Origin of the sequence: Sphingobacterium bambusae, assembly GCF_033955345.1 — a bacterium.
GTDB classification, from domain to species: Bacteria; Bacteroidota; Bacteroidia; order Sphingobacteriales; family Sphingobacteriaceae; genus Sphingobacterium; species Sphingobacterium bambusae.
This window is the reverse complement of sequence record NZ_CP138332.1, coordinates 5,449,298-5,474,249: the sequence shown is the minus strand read 5'-3', so window position 1 is coordinate 5,474,249 and position 24,952 is coordinate 5,449,298. Positions and strand designations below refer to the sequence as shown.

Annotated in this window: 27 protein-coding genes; 20 read left to right on the top strand and 7 right to left on the bottom strand. The window is 44.9% G+C overall.

Annotated elements, in window-relative coordinates:
• Positions 1–188: 188 nt before the first annotated feature.
• On the top strand, positions 189–1,355 hold the full coding sequence (locus SCB77_RS22770; protein ID WP_320184308.1) for a TlpA family protein disulfide reductase: 1,167 nt from the start codon (positions 189–191) through the stop codon (positions 1,353–1,355).
• 53 nt (positions 1,356–1,408) lie between these two features.
• On the opposite strand, the gene SCB77_RS22765 is transcribed toward SCB77_RS22770, so the two are convergent.
• Positions 1,409–2,326 (bottom strand): AEC family transporter, encoded by a 918-nt coding sequence (locus SCB77_RS22765; RefSeq protein WP_320184307.1) that lies wholly within the window; start codon positions 2,324–2,326, stop codon positions 1,409–1,411.
• A 101-nt stretch (positions 2,327–2,427) separates the two neighbouring features.
• Here SCB77_RS22765 and SCB77_RS22760 point away from each other — a divergent pair, with 101 nt between their 5' ends.
• The 12 genes from SCB77_RS22760 to SCB77_RS22705 all read left to right on the top strand — a co-directional run bounded on the left by SCB77_RS22760 (position 2,428) and on the right by SCB77_RS22705 (position 12,930).
• Positions 2,428–3,231, top strand: a complete 804-nt coding sequence (locus SCB77_RS22760; RefSeq protein WP_320184306.1) for a helix-turn-helix transcriptional regulator — start codon at positions 2,428–2,430, stop codon at positions 3,229–3,231.
• 131 nt (positions 3,232–3,362) lie between these two features.
• Complete coding sequence (locus SCB77_RS22755) at positions 3,363–3,929, top strand: STM3941 family protein (protein ID WP_320184305.1); 567 nt, start codon at positions 3,363–3,365, stop codon at positions 3,927–3,929.
• A gap of 36 nt (positions 3,930–3,965) precedes the next feature.
• Positions 3,966–4,847, top strand: a complete 882-nt coding sequence (locus SCB77_RS22750; RefSeq protein WP_320184304.1) for a helix-turn-helix domain-containing protein — start codon at positions 3,966–3,968, stop codon at positions 4,845–4,847.
• Between the two features lie 69 nt (positions 4,848–4,916).
• Positions 4,917–6,071: an iron-containing alcohol dehydrogenase gene (locus SCB77_RS22745; RefSeq protein WP_320184303.1), complete on the top strand. Its 1,155-nt coding sequence runs from the start codon at positions 4,917–4,919 to the stop codon at positions 6,069–6,071.
• A 229-nt stretch (positions 6,072–6,300) separates the two neighbouring features.
• The gene (locus SCB77_RS22740; RefSeq protein WP_320184302.1) at positions 6,301–6,588 is read left to right on the top strand and encodes a hypothetical protein; all 288 of its coding nucleotides are present in this window, start codon (positions 6,301–6,303) and stop codon (positions 6,586–6,588) included.
• Between the two features lie 244 nt (positions 6,589–6,832).
• The gene (locus SCB77_RS22735) at positions 6,833–7,522 is read left to right on the top strand and encodes a hypothetical protein (protein ID WP_320184301.1); all 690 of its coding nucleotides are present in this window, start codon (positions 6,833–6,835) and stop codon (positions 7,520–7,522) included.
• A 116-nt stretch (positions 7,523–7,638) separates the two neighbouring features.
• Positions 7,639–8,475, top strand: coding sequence for an HD domain-containing protein (locus SCB77_RS22730; protein WP_320184300.1), 837 nt, complete (start codon positions 7,639–7,641; stop codon positions 8,473–8,475).
• A 153-nt stretch (positions 8,476–8,628) separates the two neighbouring features.
• A complete protein-coding gene (locus tag SCB77_RS22725; RefSeq protein WP_320184299.1) occupies positions 8,629–9,525 on the top strand; it encodes a helix-turn-helix domain-containing protein in 897 nt (298 codons plus the stop codon).
• Positions 9,526–9,566: 41 nt separating this feature from the next.
• Entirely contained in the window at positions 9,567–10,619 is a 1,053-nt protein-coding gene (locus SCB77_RS22720; RefSeq protein ID WP_320184298.1) for a TolC family protein, read from the top strand.
• A 111-nt stretch (positions 10,620–10,730) separates the two neighbouring features.
• A complete protein-coding gene (locus SCB77_RS22715) occupies positions 10,731–11,009 on the top strand; it encodes a hypothetical protein (protein ID WP_320184297.1) in 279 nt (92 codons plus the stop codon).
• On the top strand, positions 11,006–11,236 hold the full coding sequence (locus SCB77_RS22710; protein WP_320184296.1) for a hypothetical protein: 231 nt from the start codon (positions 11,006–11,008) through the stop codon (positions 11,234–11,236). The genes SCB77_RS22715 and SCB77_RS22710 overlap by 4 nt, the downstream gene beginning before the upstream one ends.
• Before the next feature lie 1,049 nt (positions 11,237–12,285).
• Positions 12,286–12,930, top strand: coding sequence for a helix-turn-helix transcriptional regulator (locus SCB77_RS22705; RefSeq protein ID WP_320184295.1), 645 nt, complete (start codon positions 12,286–12,288; stop codon positions 12,928–12,930).
• 65 nt (positions 12,931–12,995) lie between these two features.
• Here the strand turns inward: SCB77_RS22705 and SCB77_RS22700 are convergent, their stop codons facing one another.
• The 3 genes from SCB77_RS22700 to SCB77_RS22690 all read right to left on the bottom strand — a co-directional run bounded on the left by SCB77_RS22700 (position 12,996) and on the right by SCB77_RS22690 (position 17,339).
• On the bottom strand, positions 12,996–15,002 hold the full coding sequence (locus tag SCB77_RS22700) for a hypothetical protein (RefSeq protein ID WP_320184294.1): 2,007 nt from the start codon (positions 15,000–15,002) through the stop codon (positions 12,996–12,998).
• A gap of 9 nt (positions 15,003–15,011) precedes the next feature.
• A complete protein-coding gene (locus SCB77_RS22695) occupies positions 15,012–15,191 on the bottom strand; it encodes a hypothetical protein (protein WP_320184293.1) in 180 nt (59 codons plus the stop codon).
• Between the two features lie 327 nt (positions 15,192–15,518).
• Positions 15,519–17,339 carry a helix-turn-helix transcriptional regulator gene (locus SCB77_RS22690; RefSeq protein WP_320184292.1) on the bottom strand — a complete coding sequence of 607 codons (1,821 nt, stop codon included), beginning with the start codon at positions 17,337–17,339 and terminating at the stop codon, positions 15,519–15,521.
• A gap of 220 nt (positions 17,340–17,559) precedes the next feature.
• Here SCB77_RS22690 and SCB77_RS22685 point away from each other — a divergent pair, with 220 nt between their 5' ends.
• The 7 genes from SCB77_RS22685 (at position 17,560) to SCB77_RS22655 (ending at position 22,424) form a co-directional block, all read left to right on the top strand.
• Entirely contained in the window at positions 17,560–17,886 is a 327-nt protein-coding gene (locus SCB77_RS22685) for a DUF4870 domain-containing protein (RefSeq protein ID WP_320184291.1), read from the top strand.
• A gap of 13 nt (positions 17,887–17,899) precedes the next feature.
• On the top strand, positions 17,900–18,448 hold the full coding sequence (locus SCB77_RS22680; RefSeq protein WP_320184290.1) for a hypothetical protein: 549 nt from the start codon (positions 17,900–17,902) through the stop codon (positions 18,446–18,448).
• Positions 18,449–18,528: 80 nt separating this feature from the next.
• The gene (locus SCB77_RS22675) at positions 18,529–19,212 is read left to right on the top strand and encodes a hypothetical protein (RefSeq protein ID WP_320184289.1); all 684 of its coding nucleotides are present in this window, start codon (positions 18,529–18,531) and stop codon (positions 19,210–19,212) included.
• Positions 19,212–19,787, top strand: coding sequence for a hypothetical protein (locus SCB77_RS22670; RefSeq protein ID WP_320184288.1), 576 nt, complete (start codon positions 19,212–19,214; stop codon positions 19,785–19,787). The genes SCB77_RS22675 and SCB77_RS22670 overlap by 1 nt, the downstream gene beginning before the upstream one ends.
• A gap of 138 nt (positions 19,788–19,925) precedes the next feature.
• Positions 19,926–20,117 carry a 30S ribosomal protein S21 gene (gene rpsU / locus SCB77_RS22665; RefSeq protein ID WP_037502579.1) on the top strand — a complete coding sequence of 64 codons (192 nt, stop codon included), beginning with the start codon at positions 19,926–19,928 and terminating at the stop codon, positions 20,115–20,117.
• Positions 20,118–20,255: 138 nt separating this feature from the next.
• On the top strand, positions 20,256–21,566 hold the full coding sequence (locus SCB77_RS22660) for an MFS transporter (RefSeq protein ID WP_320184287.1): 1,311 nt from the start codon (positions 20,256–20,258) through the stop codon (positions 21,564–21,566).
• A gap of 21 nt (positions 21,567–21,587) precedes the next feature.
• Positions 21,588–22,424: a sulfurtransferase gene (locus SCB77_RS22655; RefSeq protein WP_320184286.1), complete on the top strand. Its 837-nt coding sequence runs from the start codon at positions 21,588–21,590 to the stop codon at positions 22,422–22,424.
• A 21-nt stretch (positions 22,425–22,445) separates the two neighbouring features.
• On the opposite strand, the gene SCB77_RS22650 is transcribed toward SCB77_RS22655, so the two are convergent.
• From SCB77_RS22650 to pstC, 3 genes are read right to left on the bottom strand one after another with little or no spacing between them, the layout of a single operon-like run.
• Positions 22,446–23,255, bottom strand: coding sequence for a phosphate ABC transporter ATP-binding protein (locus SCB77_RS22650; protein ID WP_320184285.1), 810 nt, complete (start codon positions 23,253–23,255; stop codon positions 22,446–22,448).
• On the bottom strand, positions 23,210–24,064 hold the full coding sequence (locus tag SCB77_RS22645; protein WP_320184284.1) for a PstA family ABC transporter permease: 855 nt from the start codon (positions 24,062–24,064) through the stop codon (positions 23,210–23,212). Before SCB77_RS22645 ends, SCB77_RS22650 begins: the two co-directional genes overlap by 46 nt.
• The gene (gene pstC, locus SCB77_RS22640) at positions 24,061–24,951 is read right to left on the bottom strand and encodes a phosphate ABC transporter permease subunit PstC (RefSeq protein WP_320184283.1); all 891 of its coding nucleotides are present in this window, start codon (positions 24,949–24,951) and stop codon (positions 24,061–24,063) included. The genes SCB77_RS22645 and pstC overlap by 4 nt, the downstream gene beginning before the upstream one ends.
• Position 24,952 lies beyond the last annotated feature (1 nt).

Here is a 24,952-nt window from a genome sequence, read left to right as displayed (position 1 = left end):
AGTATACCAATAGCTGACAAACTGGACAAGAGAAGGGGGAATCGGTCAAATAGGAGGGGGATATTCGTTTTCAATCGTTCTCGTATTTTTATATTCATTGAATTACGTAAATTGGAAAAGTAAACGCTTTTATGATGATCCACTTTACCGACCGTAGGATTTATTCTATCCTTAACCGCTGCAAAGCAATGAGCAACAGATCCATGTACACACCTGTAACTTTGCTGATCTTGATGCTATTGACCTGTGCTACAGCTTTAAAGGCACAAGAACAAATCCGCCTTAAAATACACTTAGCAGGCATCGATAAAGATAAGTTGTCGATACATTTTGACGATGGCCTTCTGAACGATCTTATTGAAGTAAAGCCCGAAGATACCACGGTGATCCTAGAGCGAAGAACGTACAGCCCTTATCCGAGGATTTTCTTCTTTTACGAGACCAAGTCGCATACATACCTTATTAACCAAAAAAACTCTACAACAACTATATATTTTGATGAAAAGCGCGGAGGTTCTCCTTTCTACGCGGATCAACCGGAGCATCTTACTGCCGTATATGATACGGTTTCCTGTAAAATTTTTAGGAAACTAAGAGAAGATCAAAAAACGGAGATGTTGCAACGTGCCGAATTATGGAACAAATATGGGGCTAAAATTCAAACAAACGACTCCGCCAAATTTGCGTTACAACAGTTAACGAAAGCGATGAACGCAAAGTCCATGGCCTTATTTGCACTTTACCCAGACGATTTCTCCTCTTTTTTGTATTTTTTTGAACAAGTCGTCTCCCCAACACTCTTTATTGAAGAGGATGCTGCCCATTTTACTGATCTACTCGACTACTACAACCGCACCTTTCCCGAAGCTTACCGAACAACAGTGGAAGGGAAAAAGATAGCGCAAGATTTGGCTCAAAAAATAACGCCCGCAATCATCAAGTTGCATGAACCTATGCCAAACCTGGAATTAAAAGATATCTATGGGCAAAGCATTCCTTTGAAGAATCAAGCAGAGCCATTTGTCTTATTGGATTTTTGGGCAAGCTGGTGTGGTCCATGTTTAGCACAGATACCAGACTTGCAGCTTTTGCGTGCAGACTTTTCGGCCGAGAAGCTGAAAATTGTAGGCGTTTCCATAGACCGCGACTCGACAAGCTTTTTACGGCATGTGGATGAATATCAAATGAACTGGACGCATAGCTTTGATTATGGAGGCATAAAAAGTAGCTCACTAGGTATTAACAGCATTCCTCGGGTAATACTCCTCGATCGAAATGGAAAGATACTTTACTATAGTACAGGCGGTAAGCTAGATCGTAAGAAAATATATGCAATTCTTGCAAAAGATGAATAGCTTACGATAGACATGGTCAAGGCTGCAGCCCTTGGCGTCTGCACGAATAAAGGCTACAGCGGAAAGAGGCTATTAATAATGATGCTCCAGATGCCGGTGGAGATAAATCCTGCCAAGATGCCCACGCCAATAATAAGGTTCACCAACTTGCTATTTAAGTTAAACTGTTCGGCAATAATGGAAGCCGTGATCAAAGTGGGCATTCCTGCCTCAAAAACACTTATGCGCGCTGTATCGCCTTGTACGCCCAACACGAAGGCGGCACATAGCACCAGCGCAGGAGCGAGGATCAATTTATAGAGCAAGGCGACGGATATTTGCGCTATTTTAGGACGCCAGCCCTTGATATTCAATTGCAGTCCTAAGGAAAAGAGCGCCAAGGGACCTACGGTGGCTGTAAGCTTATCAAAAAATGGCTCTACGGGCTGGAAATCTAGAAAGCGGGAAAGCAGGAGCGCGGAGAGGCAGGCAATTACCGGTGGAAAGCGTATGAAGCGCGCCATCACCATCTTCGCCGAGGGTACTTCCCTGACCTGCTTATCGCCTTTGATGGCGCTGACTATCCCGATACTGGACAGTATCAAGAACATGCTTTGGTCGCAGATGATTGCCACGCCGAGCTGCTGCTCGCCAAAATAGGCCATGATTAACGGAAAACCGATAAAGGAGGTATTGCTATAGCCACTGGAGAGCTCTAGGCTGCTGCGTGTCCGCCGGTTGTAGCCTTTGAAACGGCAGTAGGCGCGGATAAAGAGGTAACTGCCCAGCCAAACCAATACGGAGGAGCACACGGGAAAGAGGAGGTCTTGATTCCAAGGGATCTGTGGGATATACTTAAACGATACCGCTGGGAGCGCGATGTACAGAATAAACACATTAATGCCCTTGTGCGCATCGGTGGGAATCAATTTATACCGTTTAAATAATATCCCCGCAAGGGTACAGAACAGGATGAGGGCGATGTTTGTCATGAATTACGAGCTGTAAGAGCAGGGGCAAAATTAGCCGACGGCTGCCGACGATTCCATGTATTTTTCCACTGTTTTCATGTATTTTTTATGGATATTTGTATGTGGACAGTTTTAAGCAGTTTGATACGCTTGACGTATCCGAATTTGAGAAAGAGGTTTTCGATCTACCTGAACATGGGCAGAACTATTTCGAAATTATGTACATCCTGAACGGCAGCGGTACCCATAGCCTTAATGGCCATAAAATGGATTACGCCGCAGGCAGTGTTTTCCTGATTTCGCCCGGTGATCGACATACCTTTCTGATAGCAAGCAGAACACATTTTTTTGCTATAAAATATACCGAGGGCTACGCGCTGTTTTGGGAACGACGGGGTATGCCTAATGTGGCAAAATATACGGATAGGATGATGGCCAACAAATTCCTGAAGGAGCGTCAACTTCAGTTCTCGGACATCGCAGGTCGCGCACTGGCCGGTGTCATTGCGAATATTAGGGCATACGAACCCCGATCGGCCTTGTCTTCCTCCTTATTTATATTCCATCAGTTTCAATCGATTTTATCCTTAATCATGGAACAGCAAGGCGATTTTATGGAGCAGGAAATACCGCAAAAGGTGACGGTCAATGAAGTGCTGCACTATATACATCGAAATATTTACCTGCCCGACAAATTAAAAGCAAAAAAGCTGGCTGCACATTTCCATGTTTCTGAAAACTACTTTGGGACATTTTTTAAGAAGCATTTCCATATCGGTTTCAAGGAATATATTGATCGAGTTCGCTATCCCTTGATCAAGCGACGGATCGATTCCGGAGAGCTGCGCATGAAGGAAATAGCTGCCGAATTTGGCTTTAGCGATACCAGCCATTTGTTTGTCTTTCGTAAGCGTATGGAGCAATAACACATTAATGTATTAAAGAAATATATCTTTGAACTAAACTAATTAAACGTATTTTATGATTAAATTATTTAATAAATAAACTTAAAAATTATTAACTTAGAGGCTAGATAACCATTTTAAATAAACTTAACATGCCTGTACATTATTTAGATATCTGTAACGACATCTTGTCTGGACAAAAAAAGTTAAGAATAGCCTTCAAACTTTCCAAGATTATTTGGGGGGCAGTACTTTGCGCCTTGTTCAATGCACTCCTTTTAGCTGGTATTTTTTACCTCTATTATCCACAGAAGTTGATATTCGTTTTCTTATGCTACATCAGCTTGCACATCTTTATATTCGAAAAGATACGGCACCTTTTGCAGTATAAAAAAGGGAGGCGAGGGCTGACGATTACGAAAGAAGGGCTGTTCAACAACACGGCGGATACTGAAGTATTTATTCCATGGAAGGAAATCACTGATTTTGGATATGCCTTTTACCGGGCGAACAATCAAATATTTATCAACGTAGAGGATCCCGAGAAATACGAGAAACTGCCGCGTAATACTTATTTGACCTGGTTTCACCATATTGGGAAATTCTTCCGCACAAAGCCCGGTATACTTTGGATAGATGTGGACACCTTGGACATCACTGAGGACCAATTGATTCGTCTACTTCCCTGGCTATTGCATGAAGCCAAGCGCTATTGGTAATTCTTTAGCGTATATTTGCTAGGTGAATGAGTAGGTATGTTGGAAATAGAAAACTTAAAACTAAAGGATAATGCCACCTCTTTAGAAGCCCAAAACTTGTCTTTTAGGGTTTTGGATCTACGCGGAGTTGATGCACAACATTTGAAAAAGGCCGTAAAAAGAGATCATTTCTGTGTATTTTTCGTGGAAAGTGGATTACTGAGGCTTCAAATTGAGGATCGAGTACTGCAACTAAAAAGAGGAAAAATTTCGGTGATATTCCCTGATCAGATTCATCAGATCTTGGATGTAGATGACGACGCCCTTGTCAAAGTACTTCTTTTCGATGAAGTACTCTTCTGCTCCGATATCCTGCAGCATGAATTAACCGCGTATAACGTTGATCTTTCCACCCGATTAAATTGCACCTTACTTTCACCGGATGAATGGCAATCGGCCTTGCAGCAGCTTAATGCTGTGGCGGCTATTTATCAAAACCCTAGCCTAATACGAAAGGAGCAAGCACGATTTCATATCAAGATTTTCCTGTTGGGATTAATCGAAGCGGTGCACGGCACGCATCCGCTAATGTCCCATGACGGAGATAAGCGGAGCTATGTCACCTTCAAAAAGATGCTAAATCGCTTGTTTCGAGAAGAGCGTCGCGTAAGTTACTATGCTGATGCGCTTTCCATGACGCCCAAAAGACTGAATGCCTTGACGAAAAAACACTGCGGCAAGACCGTTATGGAGGCGATACACGAGCGGCTGCTAAAAGAGGTCAAGCGAGAGATGCTGTATGCCGATAAAAGCCATAAGGAAATAGCCTTAGACCTTGGCTTCAGCTCGCCATCGGCCTTGCACAAGTTTGTCAAAGCTAAAATGGATGAAAGCCCGTCGGAGCTACAAAGCAGCTTGGAGCAAATGTATATCAACTAGGCTCAAAAGTATAACAGGGAAAGGTTTACGCGCGCTAATTTTGTCGGTAATAAAAACGGACAGATTAATATGAGTAAACTATTTATTGCCGGTGAGCTACACCATGGCGTTGGCACATTGGCCGCATTGAAGGACGTAAAAGGGAAAAGAGCCTACATTGTGACCGGCGGCAGCTCAATGAAGAAAAGCGGTACATTGGAAAGAACCATTGCTTACTTGGAAGAAGCCGGATTAGAGACACGCGTGTTTGACGGTGTGGAGGAAGACCCCTCATCGGACACCTGTATGAAAGGCGCCGCAGCCTTTGCGGAGTTTCAACCCGACTGGATTGTAGGTTTGGGCGGATGCTCGGCCATTGATGCCGCGAAAACAATGTGGATTTTCTATGAACACCCGACGACCGATTTCGATGCACTTATTACACCTTTTCAGGTTCCAGTATTACGCAATAAGGCCAAATTTATCGCCATTCCTTCCACAAGCGGCACAGGTACCGAAACAACGGGCTTGGCCGTTATCACGGATCGGGAAAAAGGTGTTAAATACCCCATCGTTTCTTACGAATTGACGCCAGATATTGCTATCGTGGATGGAGAGATCTGCCAGACGATGCCTGCGCATGTAACTGCCAACACGGGTTTAGATGCGTTGACGCACTGCGTAGAGGCTTACGTTTCCAATATCGATGATATTTTTGCCGACGTGCTTGCAAAGGGTGGTTTGGAAATTGTGTTTGAAAACTTGCCGGAAGGGGTGAATAATCCTGCGAACCTCGTGGCCCGTCAGCGTATGCACGACGCCTCTTTTATGGGCGGATTGGCCTTTAACAATGCGTGGTTGGGGATTGTACATTCTCTATCCCATCAGGTAGGAGCGATGTTCGGCATCCCACATGGCTGTTGTAACGCCATCTTCTTGCCCAACGTAATCCGATTTAACCAATCAGCCAGCACTAAATTTCCTGACCTAGCAAGATTGGTTGGTGGAAATACCGCAGAAGACCTTGCACAGGCTATCGAAAAGCTCAGATCGGACGTCAACAATATTGGATCTATCCGTGCCTATGGTATCAGTGAAGAATTATTTGAAGAGAAGCTCGACTATATGGCTAACAATGCCTTGATCGACCCCTGCACCGGTTTTAACCCAAGAAAGCCTACAGTAGAAGAGTTGAAGACCATCTATCGCTTGTGCTTCGAAGGCGCCGTATACCAAGAGTCGTAGGCGACAACGATCAACCATACCTTGCTTAGGGCCTCTTGAGCAGCTACTGGCTTTCAAAATATATCCTCGGTGTGCTTGACATGCCGGGGATATGTTATGATAAGGCGATAAAAAGGAAATTTACTTTGTATCGTATCTGCTTCGTTAGATGAACTATTAACCTTCCTCATGGTTCTATTACCGGATGATAAGCATGCAACGTGATAGTCATGCTTAATATGATAAGCCTATGAAAACGAATAGTCTATGCCCAATTGCTGCCAGCATGTTTGTGCTACTCATGCTGCAGGCCTGCGGCCCACAAAAAGATCGCGACAGTGCTGCGCAGTCCACTGCCGACACGACAAGTGCATCCGCTAATAACAATGCCGGTATTCCCTTGGATAATATAGAACGAAAAACCGATGCGGATACCTTGAAATCAGAAGATAAGGGTAGTACGGGAGTACCGATGAACAACATTAACCGTGATGAGAAAAAAGATACGATCGGCCAACCACAGCCTACACCCGAATAGGCATAGCGACCAGCGGATATAGAGCTATACCTAAGATGTAGGAATAGGAGAGATTTACAAATGGAAATTACGATTAATACATGTGTGCACTGAAAAGTTGATAGGACTGCTCGATTTTCGCAAAATACAACCAGAGGTTTTAGGATACAACAGGCCTGATGCAGACCTTTGTAGTAGGGCTAAAGGCCGTGATAAGAAACGGCATTTGCTCGATGAATCAACGATGTACTAAATCCTTATTGTTATGAGCAGCAAAGACACACACAACGCGCAAAGTTATTTATCCAACGCGGGAATCACCATCACGGAACATTTATACGTGGATCAATACCCTATTCACCATACCGATGAAACACTTATATTGGGCACCATTCATCCGCACGAGGACGACTTTTTTATGATGCCTTTCTTTTATGGGAACAAGAACAGTATTTGGAACCTGATGCGTGATGCTTTTCCGCAGGAATTGTCCGCTTCCTACACCTTGGATGATGTGTTGCTTTTCCTTCATAGCCGTAATATAGCTGTTAGTGATACGATTTTGAGTTGTGTGCGCTTGGATGACGGGGCTAGTGACGACAAATTGGTGCCGCTGGCGTTGAACATGGCACTTATTGAACAGATTAGACAGTCGGATATTCAGCAAATATTCTGCACCTCGGGTTTCGGCAAGAACAGTGCTTTCCGTCTGTTTTATGAGGGGATTTTGGGGCTAAAGTTAACTGCCCAAATTCGACAAGCCAAACAGGTGGTTTTGCCCGAATCGATCTTTGGTCGTCCAGTACGTGTGGATTTGCTTCCTTCGCCATCTGGTGCTGCAAATATAGCGCTGGCACGATCGGCTGCGTTCAAAAAAAGCCGATACTATGGCCAACAGGAACGCCCGGTGTACCGCTATAAAGTTAGCCTTTACCAAAAGTTGTTTGCCGTCTAAATTCGTATTCCCTTATAGCTGCCTATAAGGGAATATTTTGTTAGCATGCCTTTCACGGAGCATAGCTCAGTCTGCTGAAAGCAGCACGGATTCCTGTTGTTTTAATATATTTGTGGATGATCTATGAAGACCCACTTTATGGAACGATCGAGATACCTCGTCCTTTGGAGGAGGTTTTCTACAGTGACGCCCTACAACGCCTAGGGCGTGTGCATCAGGCAGGCGCAATATATCTTATCGATCCACGCATTAAGCATACGCGTTTGGAACACTCCGTTGGCGTGATGTACTTGGTTCGCCTTTTTGGCGGTAGCCTAAGCGAGCAGCTTGCGGCTTTACTACATGATGTTTCGCATACCGCATTTTCGCATGTCGTGGATCAGGTTTTTGAAAAAGCGGGAGAAGACTACCATGAAGAAATTTGGGACAGCGTAATCGCTCGTTCCGCTATACCAGCTATTTTGCGTAGCCAAGGATACAAGCTAGAGGCGATTGTTGACGCCGAGCACAGCCTATTGGAACAACCCTATCCATACCTTTGCGCCGATCGCTTAGATTATTGCTTGCGCGATCTCTTTACGGCAGGTTGGCTGACGCGTGAAGAAGCACTGGCCTACCTGAAACAACTAACGGTAAAGGAAGGACGTATTGGCTATAGCACGGCGTCCGCTGAAAGCTGGTTTAAAGCGAAGTTTCAGCTATTGAATGAACAGTATTTTAGGAAGGCCGAGTATCTCTACGTGAACCATGGCTTTGCGGCTATACTTAAATACGCGCTTGCACATGGCATCCTATCTGAAGAAGATCTATTGACGGATGACCATGCCGTCATGGATACGCTTCACCGCGATCAGCATTGCAGCGCAATGCTCATGGATTTGCGACAGATGAAAGGCTTTGCTGCATTTGACCAATCAAAGGCCGCTTCTGGACTAAAAGAACGGAAGATGTAGCCCAGTTTCGATGCGCTAATCTTAAAACTGGATGAGCATACCCCTTCGCCCGCTTGCTAAGTTTGTATCGACAATGTAGTCAAGCTAAAATTTACGAAGGTGAGTAAATCTATTTTTTATCCTTAGCTTTGCTGCCTATATCAAAATAGGCTCATGTCAGATATTCCAGTTAGCACGCTAAAATTGCATCAGATCGTCGATCTCATGCTTGTCCCACAACGGAATAGAGATTATGTTGTTGCGGCGGCGAGCTACCATGATATGCAGATTTCGCTAGCCAGATTTTACCGAGCCGAATATTTCGGTCTTATTCTGATTGAACAGGGGAGCAGCTATTACAGCGTAGGTGACTACGAATATGAAGTTAAAGCCGGCGATATCCTATTTTGCGTTCCACAGGAAATTTTCAAAGTACATTTGCTGTCTGCAGATTACAAGGCTTCGCAAATTTTCTTTTCGGCGGATATGTTGTCTGATGCCGGCTTTAACTATCGATCAAATGACATCCTGAAGAGTTTTTCCAGCAATCCTTCGTATGTCATTATGGATCAGAAGGCGCTTTTTGACCGATTGAAATTCCATATTCAAGAGCTTTCCTATCTGAACGATTTTAGAAATGCCGTGTATTTCCATCATGAAATGATCTGGCATCATTTCTCCCTGCTGATGTATGAGTTTGAGAATTACACAAAGCAGAATAAGGTCAATACTAAAACCACGTCACGCGAGGAAGCTATAACGACAGCATTTTTTGCACTGGTTAGGCAGTTCTACATCCAACACCACGATGTGCAGTTCTATGCGGACAAGCTATTCATCAGCAGGAAATACCTCAGCCGTGTGATTAAGAGCAGCATGGATCACAGTCCAAAGGATATCATCAATCAAGTGCTTTTGATCGAAGCGAAGATTCTACTCCGAAATACGGCCAACAACGTCAATCAGGTAGCTGGTATACTCCACTTTTCCAACCAGGCGGTATTCAGTAAATTTTTCAAAAAGCTCTCCGGTAAAACGCCTCTCGATTACAAATCAGACGATCTCTTTTAATTTGTCCATATAACCTGTTTTACAACAGCTTAAACGGTATCATGGCCAGCCAGTTTACTGGCCAAACCTACATGATGGATTATACCTCTTCCCTGAACCTTTCGTGGGAGGTTGATATTTGGGGCAAGATTAAAGGGCAGCAGCAGGAAAGCCTGATCGACCTGCTGAAAACAGAGGAGGCTGTTCATGCGGTAAAAACCCGCTTGGTCAGTGAGGTGGTGACGGGGTACTATAACCTGCTGATGCTCGATAAGCAGCTATCGGTGAGCAGGGAAAACCTGTTGTTTGCAGATAGCACACTGTTGATCTTGAAAAAGCAACATGCACTCGGTCTAGCAAGTTTAGTCGCTGTGCAACAGCAGGAAATGTCAACAGATCAGCTGCAAAAAAGCATTCCGGAGATCGAACGTGCTATCCATGTGCAGGAGAATGCGCTGAGCGTGTTGGCCGGCAATTATCCTGGTAAAGTGGAGCGGCAACAGGGGTTGGATCAGGTGATCGTCCCAGAGGGGTTGGAGACCGGCGTCCCCGCAAACCTCTTGTCCTACCGTCCAGATGTTAGATCGCGTGAGCTGGACCTGCGGCGCAGCCTTGCCTCCATACACATTGCTAGGGTAAGCATGTACCCTGTGCTGAACATCACGGCGCAGGGTGGACTAAATGCGCTGATGGCGGAAAATTGGTTCAACATACCGGGATCCCTGTTTGGCACGGCGGCAGGGGCGATCGCGCAACCGCTGTTGAACGGAAGGCAGCTCAAGACGCGCTTTAAACAGGCGGAGATATCCGGCGAACAAGCGGCACTACATTTTAGGCAGTCTGTGCTAAGTGCGGCGGCGGAAGTGTCGGATGCGCTGATTCAAATAAAGAAGATCGAAGAGCAAGAGGTCGTTTCCGAACGAATGGTGCAGCGGGCAGCTGATCTTGTCGACAACTCGCTCAAACTTTATACCTATAGCGAGGCAACCTACTTGGAAGTGATCGTAGCGCATACAGCAAAGCTGCAAGCGGAACTTGACCTAGCAGCTGTAAAAGCACAAAAGCTAAATGCTATAGCTACGCTGTACCGATCTTTAGGTGGCGGCTGGCTTTAACCGCTGTGTATTTGCTGTGAAAGGTGGGCATCTGATCAAACCTGTACAGGTGCCCCCTTTTATCTTATTTACCACAGTAAAATTCTTTACCTCGTCGTTATCCCACTATATATGAAAATCATAAACACGAACATTCTGATAAATCCTAGCATTGCAGGTAGCCCGCTGTTTTCGGAGCTGTCTGCCGAATATTTCGATCATTATATCCTGATCGATTCCGATCTAGATTTTGCTGACAGTTTAGCCTTCCTACTAGAAACAGCTTGTAAGACGGTGCAGATTGTGGATAGGTTAGAAAGTTTAGAACGGCTATTTGTTATGAACACCCAGTTGGTGAGATATGCGGTGAGTGTAACATGTTATGGAGATAAACAATTAAAAGGAATATGAGCCTATACCTGCATACCTTCGCGATCAACAACGGACTTCTCCTAAAGTGGAAAGAAATCAAGGAATATCTCTTCGCCGTTATCCCGGGAGTAAATTACATCGCAATAGAAATGAACGATGATGTTTCCATCCTTGCTGTACGATCGGCAGCAAACGTAGAAAATATGATTTTGTCCCTATTACGGCAACGTGGGCTCACCATAAGGTTTTTGCAAACGCATGGATGATAAGTCGTGCTTAGCATCTCGTGGCCTATGCCTATAGGCCGCATTGCTTAATTGTTAGCGCCGTTTAACGCTAATGAATAGATCTATAACTACAGTGTAACGCAGGGAAGAGCGATAAAGCTATGCAGCAATAGCTTCCCGCGAAGAAGTGCGTGTAACAAATCATTGTTGTGCTGCGATCTCTCGTGGACAACGACACCATGTTTTTATGGTGAAGTATATTTGAGGTAGTCTTACAGAATGCCTGACGTACATAAGTAGTAGGTTAAACAACTAGTAAATCAAGCGATATTTTTTATAATTGCACATTAATTTATAAAAGGTGAAGCATAACTATGACCTTCTTTCAACAAACAAGATGTTCAAAAAGTAGCGTATTCGGGCATGAATTACTAATTTTAAATAGAAGGAAAAGCGACAAAAAGATCACCGCTTACCGAGGCGCCTATAGCCTTAGCGTCACGTCAGCCCGAGACCGGCCCCCTGCGCAAGAAATATGCCGACATATGCAGCTTTCGTGGATGAACCTGCTCACCGTCGATGTTGGGAAAGGAGCGAAAAGTAGTTTAGTTTTTTCAATGTGCTAGCAAATTGATAGTCGCTCGAAGGACTTGATTTACAAAAATAACAGCGCGGCCATGACACTACGCGAAAGAAGGGCTTGTCCAATATAACGTAGATAGCGCGGTGATTAGGAGCATTTCCAATAAGCAAAACAAGAAGGTATGTATAAAAATTCGGTAAAGATTTGGTTAGATTTACGCGCTATATTTTATGAGGATAAGTGGGGCATTCTGCATCGGTTTCCTGTTCAACTAGCAAAGCAGTATTGTATAGTTCTGGCCATCATTTCTTTCTTCTATGCGCTACAAAATTTATATCATGGATTATTTGAAAGTTTCTATATCCTTGGTGGCTTATCCTTTGTTTTGCTGCTGAATTTGGCATGTTACAAAACAAAAAGTAACGTAGATTTTATTTTTTTTGTCTGCCTATCCATCGTGATCTTCTATTTTTCCTCCTACACCGGCTTAAACGGGGGTATATATATGTATAACCTGATTTTGTTGACCGCTTCGCCTTTTTTATTTGGCGCTAAACATGTCTCGCGCATCGTCATTCTTTACATCTTTATTCTAATTCTCTTTCTCGTAAACTACTATACAGACTTCAAAATATTCTTTAACGGATCCTGCTCCCCAGCTGCCTTGGAGCAAGGTGCGTTTATCAGCCCGTTTATTCAGGCACTTATCATCTCTGGAATAAATGGGGTCTATGTTAGTAAAATGCTCCTGTCATCCGCTACGCAAATACAGTCGAAGCGACATGCTTTGCCCCAAAAGAACTACAAAGACTGTGCGAACCGGGAATTACAAAGTGAAGAGAGCGATGATAAGCACCAATTGCAAGCCCTAGTAAAACTTGCCCTGTCCAATCCCGAAACATTGGTGATCCAATTCAATCAGCACTACCCTTTACTATTTGACCAATTACTGGCCGTTAACCCCAGAATGACTACGACGGAATACAAAACATTAATTTTAATTAAACTAGGCTTTGCTACGAAAGATATTTCGAGTATCGAGTTTATCTCCGTTAGGACGGTGGAGACACGAAAGAATAGGATACGAAAGAATTTTGGACTTAGTCCCCATACGAATATCTATAGATGGCTAAATGCATTCCCCGAATAGGTGGGCTCATTGGTTCGCAATGTAGCGCAAGCAACGCTCTTCGTACATCCATTGTTTGAAATCTACTAGGGTGTAGGCGGCGCAGAGTAGCGCCAAGGTTTTATGCCATTGAATTCAGCTGTTTTCGCTGCCCATACCATAATATTCCCCATAACGACACTATTGTAGGCCCGTAGGCTATTTGATATATATCCTTGACCGCTATTTCCATACGGTTTTGGCAATGGAACTTTCGCAATTGGATCGTACCAAAATGGGCAGATAACCGAACTATTGCCCCCATTGTAAGAAACAAATCCTCCATCACCAATGAAAAAGAAGTTTTTTGTATTGTGCTTGAATATGGTGACCCGCTGTGGCGTACTTGACCTGTTGATGGCTTGTCCGAAAGAATAAATAGTGACCTGCGAGGGTGGGACGTCAATCGCGCCCAAGGTCGTTCCGGCATCCTCTCCCCAATGTTTTCCGCGAACATCCCCGAAATGTCCGTTTAAAATCGGATCGTTGGCGTCGGTGCCTTCTATGGGATACATAGCACCACCAGACCCCGTCGAACTAAAGGTGATGTTATTGACGCCAAAAAGGTTGTTGAAAAATGCTTGGTTGTTGCTACCGGTATGGCCTTGCATCATCAAGATGACAATACCATTTCCGTCCAGGTAATCAATGAGTGCAGTAGCCACGTTTGGGCGAATATAACGAACGTCGTACCCCATAATAACGATATCCGGTTTGTCGGCCGGGTCACTCGGGTTGAGCTTGTTGATGATCTCATTGTCGCCTGAACTGTTGGATGAGTAATTGATCCAATTTTCCGTCTTATCATCGTTTAGATTTCCTCCGATCCATACCCCTTGACCGGCAGTCCATGGTGCCATTTTCACAACGCTTGTCGGTAGGATTCCGAAATTTTCTCGTGCATTTAAGAAATTCCAAGAGGGTCCCTGTTCCATTGCGTAGCCATAACTTGCGTTATTTGAAATATGTAGAATTCGTCTTGAAGATAGGGTATACCAAAGATTTGCAATGCCCGTTAAGCGCTGACCGACGGCAGGAGAAGCAAAATTGTAGGTGAAGGTCGGCTTGTTGGCTGATCCGTTGTAGGTTGCTAAATTCCTATTGGCGACCGTAGGATCTGCATCCACAAACTGAACGCTAAGATCATCCAACACTATTTTATAGGTGCTTACAGCTTCAGGATCCAGGGTATAGTAGTTGGCCTCCCAAATGTGGGTAGGAGATAGCGTATTAAAGATCGTGCTGGTAGGTACGGTCTGCATTTGTTCAACGGCTTCCGCTCTGATATTAAATACGCCGCTCTTCAGGTAGTTGTCCTGATCAAAAGATACGCTAATACTGTTTATCTGGGCAAATTTCGCTAATACCGTGGCATCTACTTTGACCTGTACTTGTGCTACCTTGTGGCTAAACGTAATAGCAACATGGTGATTGTCTTGTTGATTTACCGGTGTAATAGGAATAGCGATCTCGCCTTTTGCATATAGAAAATCCTTGTCGATAGCGGTTTCAATAGACGGGTTGATGAGGTTAGCAGGCTCGGGAATACTTTGGTCATTATTGTAGGAGTAGGCATACCAAAGGTAGGTATCGCCTTTCACAACATCCAAGGAACTTGCTGTGCCCGCTGTGGCTTGCATGGTCTTCCACAATTGTCCGGTAGCCTTATTATAGAGAAGTATTCTATACGTATATCCGATTTGCATGGGTTGCGTTGACGCCCTGTTTAATCCCATATTACTAGGAATTGCTCGTCTATTTGAGGTCGAAGTTCGACCGATAGGAGTAGCACCCATAGGCTGATGTTCGGCAACAACATCTGTCGTGAATCCACTTACACTTCCGTTGGTTGAAACGCGAGGAAAGCCGTTAACGTGATCTCCGTGCTGTCCTAGGCTCGCCTTGGTTTGCCGCTGAAGGTCGGTCCCGACTACGCCATCCACTGTAATGGAAAGTTTCCCTTCAGATAAAACATGGTCTACCACATGGTCGGAGCACCCTACCTGAATTAAGATGAGGTAGGTTGTACATAGGTAAATAATCTTCCTAATCATGGTTAATTGTTAAAAGTTCCAGTTTTCTTCCACTTCTCGGTCATCCCAATCGGTTACGGTTGGGACGTTGTTATCCCCGCCAGGAACGATCCGTGCAGATGACGCCGCCAAACCTTGCTCTAACTTGACATAGGTGACTTCTATTTTCGGTGCTACATAGGGCTGCTTTTTCTTCTTGTTTTTACGCATGACTTTCTATAACTTGTGTGAAATAATTGTTTCACAAAGATTAACAAAGAAATACCAAAACAAACATTTAAGCCTACTGCTTATATACGTCAATAATGATGTAGTTATACGTCAAATACACGTCATTATGCATTAAAAACTTTTCACTTTGTTTAATCGCATCATGTTGCTCTGCGTTCGTAGGAAAAAAGGAACGTGCGACGATATCTTGTACAGCAACGTGGTGGTAAAAAGGAGATATTACGCAGGATGGTCTAAACAAATGGAATAGGAGCCTGCCGTTTGACGGATCAGCCCACGTATACAGCAAGTAGCGCAGGTGAATCGCTAGAGCTTGGTTAGCAGGTCTTCCAAATCGCTGTCCTTGCCCAAGCCAAATTTCTGTTTGAGTCGATATTTGAACATGCGCACGCTTTGAGGTTCAACGTGCAAGGCCTGTGCCATCTGCTTGGTTGTCATGTTTAGCGATAGGTAGGTGCAGTAGCGCAGGTCTAGTGGTGTCAGCTTCTGTTTGGCCAGTGCTGCCAATCGTTTAAAAAACTCGGGATGCAGCTCTTGAATCTGCATCTTGATTACTTCGAAATCGGCCTGCATCAACATCTCTTCCTTAATCAATTTTTGTGCGTAAGCGGATTCACCGTGTTGTATCTTTTCTTGGATTTGCTTCAGCGTATCGTTTTTACGCTCGATAAGCAAATTATTGGCCAGCGCTTCTTTTTCGAGTTGCTGTTGTCGGATTTCGAGCAGCTCTTGTTCGGCCTTGAGCCGCGCTTGTTCTTCCTGCTCCAATTTGAGCTGGAGTAGTGCCTGCTGCTCCGCATCCTCCTTTTGCTTCTGCATCTTTCGCTCGCGCTCGATAGCATATCGCAAGCGGAAGTGGTAGGACACAAACATGAAAACCAAACCAAAGGTCAGGGCAACAGCAATTCCCCCGTAGAGGTAATTTTGCTTTTTGCGGAATTCTTCACGTTCTTTAAGCAAGCGCAACTGCTGATCCTTCTTTTCAGTTTCGAATTGAATTTCCAATTTCTGGGCATTCAAGAGCTGTTGCTCATCGAACGACTTTTTCAGCAGTTCCTCCGCGCGTTGTTGATAGGTGATCGCGAGGGCAGGTTCATTTCGTTGTAAGGTAATTGCCGCTAGTTCTTTATTGACGGCGTAAGCCACCTTGTAGTGGCTACCTTCATTGCTCATCAAGAGGGATAAGCCCTGTTGGAGATATTGCTCGGCAAGATCAAGCTTGCCTTCGCGTTTTGCAAATCCGCTTTTGATCCCAAACACACTGATCCATTTTTCTGCGGAAGCGTGGCCGTTCCGCAATTTATCTTCCGCAAAACGGAGGTATTGAAAAGCTTTTTCCTGCCGCACAGCCTCTGGCACAGCAGCAAATTCTAAATAATAATTAGCGAGATTGATACAGGAAATAACAAAGGTATTGCCACTGACCTTTTCAGGATGTTGCCAGTGCAGCTCAAATGCTTTATTTAAACACAGCAAAGAGCTATCAATTAAATTTTTATCTTTTGTTTTGTGGTATCGAGCTTGATACATACTCGACAGTCCGTTTTGCACGTTTGCCTGCAAATTGATGTTCTTTGCTTCCAGCGCATAGCGCTGAAAGGCCTGTATGTATTTTTGCATTTTCTGGCTATCGCCCCATTTACTATATGCGCCATAAAGCAAATAATTCAGCGCATATTTCGTGGTTAAATCTTGGCTGTCGCCATCAATGAATTGTAGCCCCTTCAGCGCGTCGCTGACCACTGCGTCGGTAAGCCCCAACATATTGTTGAGGTAGGCCTTCGCGCGGTAAGCTGCAGCTTTGGCCGCCTTGTTGCCCGATAGTGAGGCATACTCCATACTTTGATCGGCAAATCGTTTGCCCAGCACGAGGCTATCCGTTGCGCTATACCAACTGCTCTTGTACGCGTAGAGATAGGCCAAATCTGCATGCCGCGGGATGCTCTTTATCGCTGTATCCAATACATGGATAACTTCTTTGCGCTTATTCTGCAACTGCAATTCCTCCACCTTTTCCAGCACTTGCTGTGTAGACACATCGATGTCTTGCGCAGTGGAAAAGCCTATGGAACCACAAAGCAGCAGGCAGAAAAAAGCTATTTTAAAAGAAATGCGGCATATACACATACTACAAAGAAAGTAAAAAAATAACCTCGTTTTTAAAAGGAAACGTAGAAAATACCGGGGAAGGAAGATCTTTTCAAAAAGCTGTATAACAGTGCTTTATAAAAACTGTATACACCTTGTATACACCGCTTAACATGCTGTAGACGTATTGTATAGCTTCCAAATATCTTTATTCGGGTTTTAATGCAGAATTTCACTTCATCATTTAAAACAAAAAAATATGAATGCCAAAACACAATCTATTCTCAGTTACTTAGGTATTTTATGGTTGGTCGCATTTTTTGGCGGAAAAGCACAGCGAAGTGCATTAAGTAACTACCATCTAAAGCAAGGATTTGGACTACTATTGACCGCTTTAATCGTTAATATCGTTTCTTATGTACTGATTTCTTTGGTACCAGCTTTGAGCATTATTATCAGCGTAATCGGCTTATTATTTTTAATTCTGATGGTTTTCGGTATTATTAATGCCGTAAACGAAGTAAAGCGGCCTTTGCCACTTTTAGGAAAACTGTTTGAAGACAAATTTTCCTTTATTGAACAGTAGAAATAGATAGCATATGTCAGAACCGAATTCACTTTACCTGAAAGTCCACATCAAGCCGCAACAACGCGAAGCCTTTCTTCAAGAAGCGCCAAAGGCGATGGCGGCCGATAGCATGTGGCAGCATTGGTGGGACAGCCGATCGATGTATCACAAGGAGCCGTTAAACGAAATCCCGGGCTATCGTGCTCCAAATCATGATGCGATACTGCAGCAATTCCTGCAAGAACGCTCAATGGCCTGGGTAGAGCGCTACGATGCCCAAGAAGAACAATGGACCCTCGTGTCGTTGTTTTTTAGCGAAAACTATACGGAAATACTGCCTATGCTCAATTTTTTTAAGCGCTTGGAGCACTACGTTACGCCCGAGTCAACGGGGCTGGCCTTGATCTACGACTACTATTGGGGGAGTGCTTCGATCATGGCCTTTATGCAGTATCGTCAGGGGCGTGCCGAGCTGACAGACTATGTAGCCTTCCAGCAAATACCGGAGGCTATAGGGCAGGCAGTTAATCAGGAGATGGATACGATTGTGGAAGCTCTACAGAAGGAGTTCGGCGATTGATTGCTACGATGCAAGCCATGTCTGAACAGTGCGTCGCGACGGATGCCAAGAGTTAACATACATAATTAAAAGAGGAACCTATGTTTTTTTTAGTTGATAAGATTGAACAAGCCACCTATTACACGGACGGTTTACATCACCCGGCTGGGCATGACGCCGTGATGTCGCTCCATGTTTTTCGTACCTGTATGCGGAGCGCGCTTTTTACGGTGCATGCAAAGAAAGCTTACGGCGAATTTTGGGATCAGCAAACACAAAAAAGAATCGGGCGTCGGTCGTGGACCAAGGAAATGCGTATATTCCATGATCAGAAAGTTAAAGAAGCGCCCAAGCCACCGTTTACATTTCGTTTGACGGTGGTGGGATGGATCTTCGTGCTGTTGGTGGTCGCTACCTTTGGTATGATTGGCTACAATGCGATGAAGCCACCGCTCCCGAAATCTGCCCTATCTGTTGCCATGGAGGCGAAGCCCGCCGTAGGGGATATCTACTTTGGCCATTTCGAAACCTACAAAGAAGTGGGGACGGTCGCGGGGGCAAAGGTCGGATTCGGCTGGTTTAAGGTGGAAGCTGTTGAAGGCGATACCTACTATCTCGTGCAAAGTGCTGAAATGAGTAAGACTTCCCAACCAAAAGAAGGCATGAACCGCACGGATTTTGGAAAAGAACGCATGGAACTTCATCTTGTCGAACAGACAAGCTATACGATTCGCTTTAAATCCCCGGATAAAAAGACGGAAGTTTACATAAGTGATAAAAAATAATGAGTCCGAAGCAAGTTAGAATAAGTAAAATAATCAAGATCCTTATTTTCTGCCTTATTGCTGGCATTGCGCTTTTTGTGCTTATGCTCTACAGCAGTATAAAGACAAAGTCGACCAATATCAGTCGCTACGAGCCGTTTCGCGCTTACGTCGGAAAAACATGGGTGCTGCAGTGTGAGACCTATTTGTTTCAGGAGGATGACAGCTATGTACTGAGCAAGAAACATCCCTTTACGCTGATGGATCGCGAACACGAGCAATGGACATACTTTCAAGACCGTATGGCGCTGGATCAGTCTGATGTAAAACTTATTTTGAAAATACCAGCGGGTACGGAGTTCACCCTGCGTGAGGCGGTGCAGTATACCAACGGCGTATCGGGATTCTCGAGCCCCACGGTGCTTGGCACCATAAGCTACGATAAAAAGCACTATCCGGTGAGCTATCGTTGGGGCACCTTGGATTTGGCAAAGTCGCTCGGCAAAGTGGAAAATTGCTGGAAGTTTCAACAGGCACCTTGGCAGGAAACCGTAGATACCGCACACTACGCGCTGCCCGATGCAGAATGGTGGTAAGTGGATAGGCTCCTCCTGGTGAGATGTTTATCCATTTTTTACCGATGATTTTAAATATTCTTTGTAAAGATCCATTTTTATGCTACCTTTGCAGTCACAAAAAAACTAAAAGGGCACGAAAGGAGGTATATTAAGCACATGATTATCGTAAATGTAAAAGAAGGAGAATCTCTAGACAGAGCGTTGAAACGTTTCAAAAAGAAATTTGAAAAAACTGGTGTATTACGCGAGCTACGTTCACGTCAAGCATACGAGAAAAGATCAGTTACTCGTCGTACCCAAGTTAAGAAAGCAATCTACAAACAGTCATTAAACCAAGACAACGGTTAATTTCGGTTTATACGATATTAAGGAGAGGACTAGCAATAGTCCTCTTTTTTTATGCATTGGGCAACACCTTCAAACAGATCAAGTTGCTTTTTATCGTTGGAAACCAATTTTTGCTGTATATTTAACGCCGTTAAATATATGGAACATTCACACGACGAATCGACGACATCTAGGCTTCGAGCCATTGTTAGCGGCTCTATTGGCAATCTAGTAGAATGGTACGACTGGTATGCCTACTCTGCATTTTCGATTTATTTTGCACCTATCTTCTTTCCAGAAAGCAGCCCAACGGCACAGCTCTTAAACACTGCCGGAATATTTGCTGTTGGTTTTTTGATGCGGCCTATTGGCGGTTGGTTGTTTGGCAGCTTGGCAGATAGAGCTGGCCGGAAATTCTCGATGACCATTTCCGTGCTACTCATGTCCTTCGGATCGCTGCTGATTGCGCTTACACCTTCGTATGCGTCCATTGGTTTAATTGCCCCAGCCTTGTTGTTGATCGCTCGCTTGTTGCAAGGCCTGAGTGTTGGCGGCGAGTACGGCACCTCCGCAACCTACCTCAGTGAGATGGCGACTTCGAATAGAAGAGGGTTTTATTCCAGCTTTCAATATGTTACGCTTATCGGAGGTCAACTGATTGCACTAGGTATTCAGCTTATTATGCAAAAAATGCTACTGAATGAAGCACAAATGCACGAATGGGGATGGCGTATTCCTTTTTTTATTGGAGCGGGGCTATCTTTGGTAGCGCTGTATCTACGTAGCCATATGGCGGAAACTGAGGCCTTTAAGCGTAGCGCTGATCAATCCAGTAAACCGGCAAAAAAACGTAGTGGCTCGCTGGCAGAACTCCTCAAGCACCCTAAAGCTTTGATCACGGTTTTCGGACTTACCTTGGGCGGAACCGTCGCCTTTTACACCTATTCCACCTATATGCAGAAGTACCTGATAAACAGTGTAGGCTTTTCAAAAGAGGATTCAACGGTAATCACCTTTACTTCGTTGCTCCTTTTCGCACTCTTGCAGCCGCTATTCGGGTTGCTGTCCGACAGGATCGGCAGGAAACCTTTGCTTATTGGGTTTGGCATACTAGGGACATTGTTCACCGTGCCTATGCTCCAAAAACTTGGTCAGCTTGACAGCGCGACAGATGCATGGACCGCCTTTTTGATTATTATGCTGGCATTGATCATTGTGAGCGGCTACACTGCTATTAATGCGGTCGTGAAGGCAGAGCTTTTTCCCACCAATATACGTGCGCTGGGCGTTGGATTACCCTACTCCCTTATCGTGGCTATATTTGGAGGTACGTGCGAATATGTAGCCTTATGGTTTAAGCATATAGGGCAGGAGCAGTATTTCTTCTATTACGTTACAGGTTGTATATTTATCTCCCTGTTGGTGTATTCCTTTATGAAGGACACCAAAAAAACATCATCTTTTCATTAATGTATACCAAGAACATCGCTTATGAAACCGATTATTAAAGCTGCAGAACTTCAAGCGCTATATGGACAGGAAAACTTCGTGATTATTGATGCCACTTCCGGTGCGGAAGCAAGAAAGACATACGAGTCTAGCCATTTACTGAACGCACTGTTTGTGGATCTCGATCGGGATTTATCCGCTGTGAACGATCCGCGGCTCGGGGGCAGGCATCCCTTACCTTCCGTCGTCGCATTTTCGGAAACACTTTCAACATTAGGGATAGACGCGGAGAGCCATATCGTGGTATATGATAGGCTAAATGCCGCTAATGCGGCGGCACGTTTTTGGTGGATGGCGCGGGCGGCAGGCGTTAACAAGGTACAGGTGTTGGATGGTAGCTTTCGAGCCGCTAGGGAAGCTGGTTTTCCGCTAAGTGAGGGCGAAGAACTTGCGCCAGAACCAACTACATATAGGTTTGAACAGTGGCAATTACCGATGAAAGCATTAGAGGAGATAGATGCATGGACAAGCCAAGAGAGCAAGCTGATTATCGATGTGCGTGAAGCGGCACGCTACGAAGGCCTAACCGAACCGATTGACCTTATTGCCGGTCATATCCCTACGGCCATCAATGTTCCCTTTATGGGCAACCTAAATAGCGATGGGTCCTTCAAAGATCCGGAAATGCTTCATCTGTTGTATGAGCCAATTCTTGGAAGGAGGGATGCCAAGGATATCGCGATACACTGTGGTTCGGGCGTCACCGCTTGCCACAGCATCTTAGCGCTAGCGCATGCCGGATACGACATCCCGAACTTGTATGTAGGTTCGTGGAGCGAATGGTCAAGAAACGATTTACCCATTGAGCCTAAACACTGATTAAACAGCTATTTATATAGATTAACTAATAAAACCCTTTACATATTGCTGGGTGATTTCATTTTGTGGATGGAGCAAAACATCTTCTGTTTTGCCAAACTCCACGACCTCGCCATTGTATACAAAGATGATGTAGTCCGACACACGACGCGCTTGTCGTAGAATATGCGTGACGAGCACAATGGTGTAATCTTTCTTGAGCTCGATCAGTAAATTTTCGATGGTTTGCGTAGATATCGGATCGAGCGCCGACGTCGACTCGTCGCCCAAGATTATTTCGGGCTGCACGGCCAAGCCGCGCGCCAAGCATAGGCGTTGCTGCTGACCGATGGATAGGCGAGTGGCGGAAGCATCGAGGCGATCTTTCACCTCTTCCCACAGCCCCACATTGCGCAGCTGCGTTTCCACAATCTGTTTCAACAATTTCTTGTCGCGCTCGCCGTGGATACGTGGTCCATAGGCCACATTGTCGAAGATCGACATCGGCAATGGAAAAGGCTTTTGTGATAGCAGACCCATTTTTTTGCGAATATGGGTTACCTCGGCACCCTTTGCATAGATATCCTCGCCATTCACCAAGACGGATCCAGTGATCTCGACACCCTTGGTATCATCTACCAAGCGATTCAATGTTTTCAATAAGGTAGTCTTCCCGCAACCGGAGGGTCCGATAATCGATGTGACCGAATTATTCGGAATCGAAAGATTGATATTTTTTAGTATTCGCTTTCCTTCAATGGTAACATTCAGATCTTTAATCTGTATATGTGGCGTGGCCAAAGCGACTAAATCTTGTGTTTCTGCTGTTTGGATGCTAGTAGATGCGTGCATATAACGATGATTAAAATGATACATGTTAAAACTAAAGCCGATGCATAGGCGCGTCCCTGTACTTCAGGAATGGGGCTGCTTAGCTGAAAGAAAATGGCCAAAGGCAGCGTTGCCGAGGGCTCGTCGATATACTTGGGTAGGTTATCACTGAATCCGGTGGTCAGTAGCACCCCAGCGACATCACCGATCGCCCGACCAAATGCGAGCAATATAGCGGTGAAAATGCCCGGACGGATATAGCGCAAAAACATCTTCGCGGTTTCCCAACGGGTGCTACCCAAGGAAAAAGTCACATGTTTTAAATCAATAGGAATAGTTTTCAATAGCTCATCGATCGTGCGCACGACGATGGGAATGGTCAGCAAGGTGATGGTAATGATACCGCCCAGCAGGGAAGCCCGTATCCCGATCCAAACCATGATGCTGAATGCAATCGCTCCGTAGACAATCGATGGAATGCCGAAGAGCACATCAAACAGGAGTTTGCAGGCCCGCTCAAGGAAAGAACCGCTCTTCACATACATATTGAGGTAGATCGAAATAGGGATACCAATGAGGGTTGCTAAGGCGGTAGAAACTGTGGCAAGGTACAAGGAGCCTAATATAGCGTTGAAGATACCACCATCCTTGCCAATGTAGAAGCCACCTTGTGGACTTTGCGACACCATTTCCCAAGAAAGATAGGGTAGCCCCTTGTAGAGAATGGTGCCCACGATAAAAAACAAAGAACCGGTGATGGCCATGCCCGATAGCTGCATCGCGATTTTAGCGATTTTCTCCTTCCGCAGCCTACTTTTCACATTACTCATTGTGCTTTTTCCTCCAATCTGTTTAATATCAAGCGCGATAACAAGTTAAATCCGAAAATAAGTACGAACAGAAGCAACGCCGCAAACATCAGTGCCGAGTCGTATAAAGGAATGGACATCATCTCGCCAAAGTTATTGGCAATCAATGCTGGTAGTGGATATCCTGCATCGAACAGCGATTTTGGTAGCTGCGGGATGTTTCCACAAACCATCAGTACGGCCACCGTTTCGCCAAAGGCACGAGACACACCAAGAACCACCGCTGCCAGAATACCCGGCTTTGCCTTGACCAAAATAACTTTGGTAATGGTTTCCCACTTGGTGGCTCCCAAAGAGAGCGAAGCAGCTTTCAATTCCTGCGGAATGGTTTGCAACACCTCCACCATAATACTGATCATGATGGGGAAGATCATCACCGCTAAAACAATACCGCCCGCTAAAACCGTATATCCCGTGGTGTTAACGCCAAATAGCGGCGCAATGTAGTCGCTCAATATGGGCACGACGAACAAAACGCCCCACACCCCATAAAGCACGGGCGGAATGGCCGCCAACACATTCATCAAGGGTAGAACCATCTTACGTAGGGCCTCGCTCGCATATTCTACTAAGTAAACGGAGGCCAGCACACACAAGGGTACAGCGATAACCAAAGAGATCAAGGTTACCCAAATGGTACCCATAATAAAGGGCAGAAACCCGAAATTCCCTTTCAATGGCGACCATACACTGTCTGTCAATACGGTTAAAAGGCTTTCCGCACGAAGCAGCGGCACCGATTTCATGGCCAGCCCAATCAAGATCAATAAGATCACGACGACAGACGAAAGCAACAAAAGGACAAAACTTCGCTCAGCTAACTTATCCTTAATCAATCTCCAATTCACG